The organism is Pantoea sp. EABMAA-21, from assembly GCF_030053335.1.
Taxonomy (GTDB): Bacteria; Pseudomonadota; Gammaproteobacteria; order Enterobacterales; family Enterobacteriaceae; genus Pantoea; species Pantoea communis.
Map to the genome: position 1 here is coordinate 1 of NZ_JASGBX010000039.1, position 1,725 is coordinate 1,725.

Sequence of the window (1,725 nt, forward strand, 5' to 3'; positions counted from 1 at the left end):
GCACCGCTCTTTAACAATTTATCAGACAATCTGTGTGGGCACTCGCAGGATTGATATCAGCGTCTCCGGACGTAAAAAATATCAAGTCTCACGAGTGAACACATAATGAAATTCATTATGACGTTTTACAGATGAGCATCGCTGAACTTGTTTCAGCAAATCAAACTTTAAATTGAAGAGTTTGATCATGGCTCAGATTGAACGCTGGCGGCAGGCCTAACACATGCAAGTCGAACGGTAGCACAGAGAGCTTGCTCTTGGGTGACGAGTGGCGGACGGGTGAGTAATGTCTGGGAAACTGCCCGATGGAGGGGGATAACTACTGGAAACGGTAGCTAATACCGCATAACGTCTTCGGACCAAAGTGGGGGACCTTCGGGCCTCACACCATCGGATGTGCCCAGATGGGATTAGCTAGTAGGTGGGGTAATGGCTCACCTAGGCGACGATCCCTAGCTGGTCTGAGAGGATGACCAGCCACACTGGAACTGAGACACGGTCCAGACTCCTACGGGAGGCAGCAGTGGGGAATATTGCACAATGGGCGCAAGCCTGATGCAGCCATGCCGCGTGTATGAAGAAGGCCTTCGGGTTGTAAAGTACTTTCAGCGGGGAGGAAGGCGATGGAGTTAATAGCTTCATCGATTGACGTTACCCGCAGAAGAAGCACCGGCTAACTCCGTGCCAGCAGCCGCGGTAATACGGAGGGTGCAAGCGTTAATCGGAATTACTGGGCGTAAAGCGCACGCAGGCGGTCTGTCAAGTCGGATGTGAAATCCCCGGGCTTAACCTGGGAACTGCATTCGAAACTGGCAGGCTAGAGTCTTGTAGAGGGGGGTAGAATTCCAGGTGTAGCGGTGAAATGCGTAGAGATCTGGAGGAATACCGGTGGCGAAGGCGGCCCCCTGGACAAAGACTGACGCTCAGGTGCGAAAGCGTGGGGAGCAAACAGGATTAGATACCCTGGTAGTCCACGCCGTAAACGATGTCGACTTGGAGGTTGTGCCCTTGAGGCGTGGCTTCCGGAGCTAACGCGTTAAGTCGACCGCCTGGGGAGTACGGCCGCAAGGTTAAAACTCAAATGAATTGACGGGGGCCCGCACAAGCGGTGGAGCATGTGGTTTAATTCGATGCAACGCGAAGAACCTTACCTACTCTTGACATCCAGAGAACTTAGCAGAGATGCTTTGGTGCCTTCGGGAACTCTGAGACAGGTGCTGCATGGCTGTCGTCAGCTCGTGTTGTGAAATGTTGGGTTAAGTCCCGCAACGAGCGCAACCCTTATCCTTTGTTGCCAGCGGTCCGGCCGGGAACTCAAAGGAGACTGCCAGTGATAAACTGGAGGAAGGTGGGGATGACGTCAAGTCATCATGGCCCTTACGAGTAGGGCTACACACGTGCTACAATGGCGCATACAAAGAGAAGCGACCTCGCGAGAGCAAGCGGACCTCATAAAGTGCGTCGTAGTCCGGATTGGAGTCTGCAACTCGACTCCATGAAGTCGGAATCGCTAGTAATCGTAGATCAGAATGCTACGGTGAATACGTTCCCGGGCCTTGTACACACCGCCCGTCACACCATGGGAGTGGGTTGCAAAAGAAGTAGGTAGCTTAACCTTCGGGAGGGCGCTTACCACTTTGTGATTCATGACTGGGGTGAAGTCGTAACAAGGTAACCGTAGGGGAACCTGCGGTTGGATCACCTCCTTACCTGAAGATACCTTCC

1 rRNA gene is annotated in these 1,725 nt (G+C 53.0%); it reads left to right on the top strand.

The window, feature by feature from the left end:
* Nucleotides 1-169 precede the first annotated feature (169 nt).
* Nucleotides 170-1,709 (top strand): 16S ribosomal RNA (locus tag QMZ65_RS25125).
* The last annotated feature ends 16 nt before the right edge of the window (nt 1,710-1,725 follow it).